Here is a 6,926-nt window from a genome sequence, read left to right on the forward strand (position 1 = left end):
TTCCCAATTCCCAATTCCCAATTCCCAATCCCCAATTCCCAATTCCCAATTCCCAATTCCCAATTCCCAATTCCCAATTCCCAATTCCTAATTCCCCCAACTACTAGATTCGGACTAGAAGACTCAGACCATGAGAGTCGGTGCCGCAAGTTCCCAACAAACCGTAAGTTTCTGCTAAATCCTTGACTAAAGCAGTTTGTTTGGGACTCGGTTTCCAAGGACAGGGATTGCCGTAAGCATAGTAAGTTTCTACGCCGTCAATGCCGAAACGTGCTGCTTCTGGGATGAGTTGATCGGCGGTCGATCGATACCGGCAAGGATGTGCTAGAACGGCTAAACCTCCAGCTTCCTGAATCGCTTCAATTACCCTGGCTGCGGAATAACAAGCGTGGCCTTCAGTACCTTTACCTCGCAAGTAAGGTGCGAGACTGGGATGTTCTGGATCGAAGGCGTAAGCGAGAATGTGTACGTCGTTGTTGAGCAATTCAGCATTAATTTCAGCCCCTGTCCAAAGAGTCGGTGCAGCGCTAATTTTGTCGGGATGGTTTAATTTCCAATTATCCAGCCAGATTTGAGCTTGAGCGTAGCCTTTGGTGCTGTGGTGGTCAGTAATAGCTAAGCCTTTGAGGCCTATGGCTATTGCTTGTTCCATCACTTTCTCTGACTGCGATCGCCCGTCGGAGTTAACCGTGTGGAGGTGGAAGTTGTAGGAACCCGGACAGCTATCGGCATTTATTGTCTGCAAGACTTGTTTGAGGGCCGAGATATTCTGGGCTTCTGGTTTGAGACTAGAACTTGGTGAGGAAGCGAGATTGACCGTCATAAGCGTTAGTATAAAAAAGACTAGCTTTGTTTAATATATCTAATTTATTTAAAATTTGCGGGCTTAAAAATTTGTGCTTGGCTAAGGGGGCTTGACCTTGATGGCTGAGAACTTTTGTGCGAAAAGCACGAATAAATTAGGGTAAAGCAGAAATAAATTAGTAACCCTAGGGTGCGTCGCGATGGAAAATTCATCAATAAAAATCGACTGTTTCTAATGAACGATGCACCTGTATCATCGCCAGTTTAATAAACAACTTTTTATTTAACCATTCCCCAACTATTCTATCAGAGCAACATTATTCCTAGGATGCGTCGAACAAAGAAAATGACGCAGCATAAAGAGCAACAATCTGATAGATGCGTAGGCAGCGAAAATCGCTTAACAAACAAGTATTCGCCGTAGTGAAACGGAGGACTATTTGCACTTTGTATAAAGCAAACTTTAGGTAAAACAAGTACAATAAAAATGCGGAATGTAGGGTCGATGCCAAGAGCGATCGCCCTCTCGCCATCCGGCTTTTTTAGGCTCAGTCAATCAACTTTAAAAGGGCTATATATAAGGTGCAAATCTGTAAAATTGTAAATTGAAAATTCTATAAAACAATGGCAGCATTCCCTAGGAATACTAATAATATCATGTCCGGTAGATTGACCGATGGCAGATTGGTTCCTAGCGCAGACTAAAGTCCGCACTACGAATGAACGAACTATTTTTGTTATAATAATCGACCAGAAATGATCTGACTAATGACAGATGACTACCCTTCGACTTCGCGAGCGGGCAAGATGACTAATGACTTCTTGTCTATCAATTCAATCGCACTTTAAATCTGCCGCAGCGGCTGTGGGAAATTCGATCGGTACAAAGGTAAGGCCAAATTGTTTTTTAGCACAGGGTACAATATGCGCCAATGCTTTAGGAGAGTTTTTCCGATTTCCAGTCTTCGAGTCAAATTCAATTATACCCGTAGCTCCCTCGGCTTTAAAGTTAGGATCGGCCATAGTTTTTTGCATTCCTTCGCGGCTGGGTTCCGGCTGCATTTCTATAGCTTTAATCAGCGTTTTTGCCGCATCGTAGGTTAAGGCAGAGCGAGTATGTACCGGGCCTCTCCACAATTTTTGTGCGTTTACCGGAAATTTTTTATCAAAACTGATTAACGGATGCCAAAATACAGATACGCCGAGTTTTTTAACAGACTTTAGTTGTGTTGCTAGTTTTAGCGTTCTCTGCTCGTACAGCGTCCAAGGCCCGACAATCCAATTGCGATCGCCGTTAGCTTTAATCATCTCGATCGCATTTTCCAGCGAATTAGTGACTTGACCGTCGGGAACTACAAGTAAGGCGGTTTTGGGAAATTTTTCAACTTCTGCGATCGCAGCTTTGGCGTTAAAATTATCTTTAGATAAATCGTAATAATTACTGCTTCTAAAAGTCGTTCCTCCTCGGGATTCAAATTGCTTTTTAAATTCTTCCCACAAAGAAGCGCTGAAGGGACTGTTGGGATTGTAAAAAGCGGCAACTCGTTTTTGCCCTACTTTCAATAGTTGATTTACCAAAGCTTCAGCTTCTATGCTAGTTGTCGGAGCCGTCCGAAAGAAATATTTTCGAGGTTTGCGCGTCAGTTCTTCTGTGGTGCTTCCCGGAGAAATTGCGACGAGTTTATTTCGATTGTAAATATCTACTGTTTCTACGGTCATGTCGCTGGTGTAGTGTCCGATGACTGCGAGAATATCTGGCTGAGCGACTAGGTAATTTGCCCTTTGTTTGGCGTAGGATTTGATATTTCCGTCATCAGCAATGATGACTTTTAGACCTTTTTTTCTAATAGCTTGTGGTTCTAGAAAGCCTTGACCTGGAAAATCTCGATTGGTGTCAGTTGCAGGGAGGATACCTAAATTCACTTCGGTTTGAGCTTGAGCGATACCTCGCAGCAGTTCTTCTGCTAAGTTGGCGTTGAGAATGCTCCCATCTAGATTTCTGCGGATGGGTACAACGATCGCGATCGTGTAATATTCTGCATTGATAGCTTTTAGCAGAGCATTGTTGATGTAAATTAAAGTTTCGGGGTCTCTGCGGTCTTCTCGCCAGGACTGTTTGAGCAATTTTAAAGCTTCGGGATAATTTGAGTCGGCAAATTCATTAATGCCCCTTTGTTTTGACCAAAGGGCGGAGGTTTGGACTAGGAGTTTTTCGCCAGAACTTACACCATCTGCTGGAAGCGTTTGTCGCAGCAAAATTTTGGGGATGAAAAGTACGATCGCCAATCCGATCGCAATTCCAGCAAAGCCTAACAGTGGCCAGGGAAAGCGCGATCGCTTTTGAGGAGCAATTTTGCGTACAGGCGGCGGTGCGATCGCATCCAAGTCTTCTAAAACCTCAGTAACAGATTGGTAGCGTTCAATAAAATGGAAACGCACCATCTTACTAACAATATTTTTTAGACTGTCGCTAACTTGTAAAATCTGTTTATTGTGCGTCGAGTAATCCCAGACAATTTCACAAGTTTGGGGATCTTGCGGGAGATTCGTAGGAAGCTTGCCGGTGAGGGCTTGAATCACAATGATTCCTAGGGCGTAAATATCGTTATAAGGTTGGGGGACAGACCTCGGATTGTATTGTTCCGCCGGCATATAACCGATTGTGCCGATCGCCTGCGATGTTAATATCTCACCCGTAGAGTTAGCCGTAAAGGTGCTGATCTCTTTAACAGCCCCAAAATCTATCAAAACAATTTTACCATCCTTGGAGCGCCGAATTAAGTTAGCCGGTGTAAGGTCGCGGTGAATAACATTTGCTTGGTGTACAAAATTTAAAATTTCTAGAATTTCTCGTAAAAAGGCGATCGTCTGTGATTCCGTCCACTGCTGACCTGCCGGCAAAAATTCCTGACTTAGGGGTGTTCCTTCAATATATTCTTGAACGAGATAAAAATGTTTTTTTTCTTCAAAGCGATCGAACAATTTGGGAATGCGGGAGTGATTTCCGAGAGTCTGCAAAGCCCTAACTTCCCTTTGAAATCGCTCCCGGCATTTTTCCAATACCCGGAGTTCGTCGCATTCAGGAAAAGGAATTTCCTTAATCGCGCAGGGAGGATTTTCGGATTTTTTTATATCTTGAGCCTTGTAGGTTCTAGCAAATCCTCCCTGTCCTAATCGATCAATAATTCTGTAGCGTTCAGCCAGTATATCTCCGGGATTGAGACACATAAATTTTATAGTTCCTCTTGGGCTTCGACCGTTGATGTTGATTATAATACAAAATCTGGGTTCACTACTTAATGGATGGGATTTAGCGGTTGCAACTTATCTCAAATATAAAAAATAATCCTAGATATTGGATAGTCCCCTAAATCGCCTTTGACAAGGGGGACTTAAAATCAAGTGTTGTTCCCCCTTTTTTGAAAGCTTGTCATTACCCACATCTCCTAAAAGCCCTCGCGTGACGCGCGATACCGCCAGGGAATTTATTCCCTGACTAATAGCTTAAGTCAGTTAAAACTGACTAATTTATTAGTGTGTTTAGTGATTTGTTAAGTGAATGCAAACTCGCTTCCCCTAGGTTGGAACAAAAGCAGGACTCTTAGGTAAATGAAAAGTTTAAAAACTGGGAAATTACCAGCTTTTGAATAGGTAATAGAAAGGAATAATTCGGGGAATTTCTGCCATTTGTAGCAAATATTTAGATAATTGATATCGTGTCCAATAAATTGACCGTTGTCGAATTGGTTCGCAAATTGGAGCGTATGCAAGTTCGCATTAACCTTGCTGATTGCGGTCAATCGACAGGATATGATATCAAATGCGGTAGCATTGGAATGATGTTGACTGTTGACTGTTGACTGTTGACTGTTGACTGTTGACTGTTAACTGTTGACTGTTGGCTGTTGACTGTTGGCTGTTGGCTGTTGACTGTTGACTGTTGACTGTTAACTGTTGACTGTTGGCTGTTGATTTACTATTCCGATCCTAACTAATTTGATATTCTTTTTAATAACGAGAATCTTCCCGATTCCTAATAAAAAAAATCCCAGGTTGTTCCTGGGAATCATAAATATTAAGAAAAATTAGTGCTTTTTTAATATATTTAATTAGCTCAAAAGCTGTCATAATCCAGCATCCCCAGTTGGAGAGTTGAGAGCGGACAGCGGGGCGGGCATTCCCGTGCAGGTGCCGCACCCGATCGCATTTTCCAGTCTCCAGAAAACAGTTGCATTCATTTTGCATCACCCGTTAAGCTTGGTTGCTGTTGCGAGTCTGGCTTGCCAGCTCCAACAGTTGTGCCCAGCGTTTTTGGACTTGTTTGGGAGTGCAGTTAAGTGCTGTGGCGATCGCCTTGTCGCTTTCTTGATTCTGCTTCATTTCCAACAATTCCAGCATTTGGGGAGACAGCCCTGCGCGAAATGCTTCCCATTTGTCGGAAGTCATTCCCAGCTTTTGATCCACATCAGCACCCAGCCATTCGTGTACGAGTTTCCAGTTTTGAGTGCGGGCAAATTTTTCGACGTGGTACTTAAACCGTTGTTGCAAGTAGTCACGCTGGCGGGAAGACAAACCGAGAACGCGATCGATTTCCGAAGCCGAAAGGTCTTGCAATTTCAACATTAAGTAGTTCACGCATTCGGGCTGATTTTGAGCTTCCAGATAAGCGATCAATTCAGCGACTACTCGATCGCGCAGCACAGCATCAGCCGGATCGACAGTTTCCGAAACCATTTGTTCGCGCACTTGTTGCAGCGCCGGAGAGCGGCTGTGCATTTCCGCATCTTCTCCCTTGCCCGACTCTACAGCCATTTCAATGTCGATCGCAGTTTCGGGAGGCTGGCCCTTGGCAAATCCTTGAGCGCGAAGCACGATCAGGCGCTGGCGGTTGCGGCCGGGCAAACCGATTTGGCGCTTGGCGTAGTGTTCGGTAAAAGCCATGTACTCAGCCAATTCAATTTGCGTGCGGGGAGTGTAGTTGAGATCGAGTTGGTGTTCGCGGCGGAAAGCTCGCAAAGCTTCGATGTAAAAGCCTTGCAAAAAGTCTTCAATCATGTTGTAACGAGCTTGGAAGTTCAAGTTCGAGCGGAAAGATGCAACATGGCGGTAAATCATCGATGCGAGGTGAGAGTGCAGTTCGACGCGGCCGCTTTTGGAACCGAGGCGGTAGAATTGCAGAGTTTTTTGCAAGCGGTGTTCGGCCAAGGTGATTTGCCAAGCTTCAACTTCGCCGGAAACTTGGATGCGATCGCTTTTTTGGCAAATCCGTTCAACTTCCTTAGCAATCCGCATCGCCACTGCTTGAGCGCTGCGGCTGGGATTTTTCATGGAGGCTTGCAATTCTTTCAGGGCGAATTCAGCCAAAGCCAGAACATCGATGCTGGGAGCAGTATTAATTTCGGCGGTTTGTGCGCCTGGTGCAGGAATGAAGTTGAGGCCAGAAGCGGTGTTGCAGTTGACGGCGTTGGTGGCAGTTTTGACAGTCATGGCGTTTATCTCGTGGTAGCGCACAGCGTGCGAGGACATTTGTCAGAGAGCGAGGCGGCAGTTGCTGGTGGTTTCGCTTGCTGTGCTGATTCAACTCTCTATACATTGAATATAGGGAAATAGAGATAATCGCAGTGATGCCACTGTTCCACTCTCTCATGCAACAGTTTTTGGCTGCTGAATCTGATTCTAGGCGCTGGCTGTGGAAGATTGTTTTTTTGTCCTGAAAGCCTTACTGTACAAGCATTCTGAGCTGTAATTTTGGTAGGGAGATCGCGACAAAGATGGACGGTGTTCCGGGGCCGCTGAGTGGACAATTTACGAACTGGCTGTTTGAGGCTATTTTGGGCGTTGGAGATTTCGGAATCGAGAGTCGGCAGAGTGTAGCGAACTGCACTATCTTCAAAACCTACGCCACAGCAGTTAGGAAACCCGGTTAATCTGCAAATTTGTTTTTATGGCAGAAGGAAGAAGGAAGAAGCACAGTATTGTGTAGGGCGTGCACCGCCACCGATATCAACCTTTCAATCACCGCATGGGGAAACTGACGGAGTATTTCGGTGCGATTCGTTGAAACGTGAATCACGGTAATCAGTCCGTACATAGCGTTTCCAGCCACAAGGCTGAACTCTCGG

At 44.8% G+C, this 6,926-nt stretch carries 5 protein-coding genes; 1 reads left to right on the plus strand and 4 read right to left on the minus strand.

Annotation, left to right across the window (positions count from 1 at the left end; genetic code table 11):
- Positions 1 to 103 precede the first annotated feature (103 nt).
- The 3 genes from QUB13_RS30065 to QUB13_RS30075 form a co-directional block, all read right to left on the minus strand.
- Positions 104 to 823, minus strand: coding sequence for a PHP domain-containing protein (locus QUB13_RS30065; RefSeq protein WP_333388674.1), 720 nt, complete (start codon positions 821 to 823; stop codon positions 104 to 106).
- Between the two features lie 815 nt (positions 824 to 1,638).
- Positions 1,639 to 4,032 (minus strand): bifunctional serine/threonine-protein kinase/ABC transporter substrate-binding protein, encoded by a 2,394-nt coding sequence (locus QUB13_RS30070; RefSeq protein WP_333388676.1) that lies wholly within the window; start codon positions 4,030 to 4,032, stop codon positions 1,639 to 1,641.
- A 1,023-nt stretch (positions 4,033 to 5,055) separates the two neighbouring features.
- Positions 5,056 to 6,291, minus strand: coding sequence for a HetZ-related protein (locus QUB13_RS30075; RefSeq protein WP_333388679.1), 1,236 nt, complete (start codon positions 6,289 to 6,291; stop codon positions 5,056 to 5,058).
- A gap of 284 nt (positions 6,292 to 6,575) precedes the next feature.
- On the opposite strand from QUB13_RS30075, the gene QUB13_RS30080 reads away from it, so the two are divergent.
- Positions 6,576 to 6,731 (plus strand): hypothetical protein, encoded by a 156-nt coding sequence (locus QUB13_RS30080; protein ID WP_333388681.1) that lies wholly within the window; start codon positions 6,576 to 6,578, stop codon positions 6,729 to 6,731.
- On the opposite strand, the gene QUB13_RS30085 is transcribed toward QUB13_RS30080, so the two are convergent.
- Positions 6,728 to 6,926, minus strand: a 199-nt coding sequence (locus QUB13_RS30085) for a hypothetical protein (RefSeq protein WP_333388683.1), incomplete at its 5' end; no start/stop codon positions are given. The genes QUB13_RS30080 and QUB13_RS30085 overlap by 4 nt on opposite strands.

This window comes from Microcoleus sp. B4-D4 (assembly GCF_036705185.1).
In the GTDB taxonomy this organism is placed as follows: Bacteria; Cyanobacteriota; Cyanobacteriia; order Cyanobacteriales; family Microcoleaceae; genus Microcoleus.

Coding starts and splice junctions, on each gene's coding strand:
- QUB13_RS30065 (WP_333388674.1), bottom strand. CDS start 823: ATGACGGTCAATCTCGCTTCCTCACCAAGTTCTAGTCTCAAACCAGAA.
- QUB13_RS30070 (WP_333388676.1), bottom strand. CDS start 4,032: ATGTGTCTCAATCCCGGAGATATACTGGCTGAACGCTACAGAATTATT.
- QUB13_RS30075 (WP_333388679.1), bottom strand. CDS start 6,291: ATGACTGTCAAAACTGCCACCAACGCCGTCAACTGCAACACCGCTTCT.
- QUB13_RS30080 (WP_333388681.1), top strand. CDS start 6,576: ATGGACGGTGTTCCGGGGCCGCTGAGTGGACAATTTACGAACTGGCTG.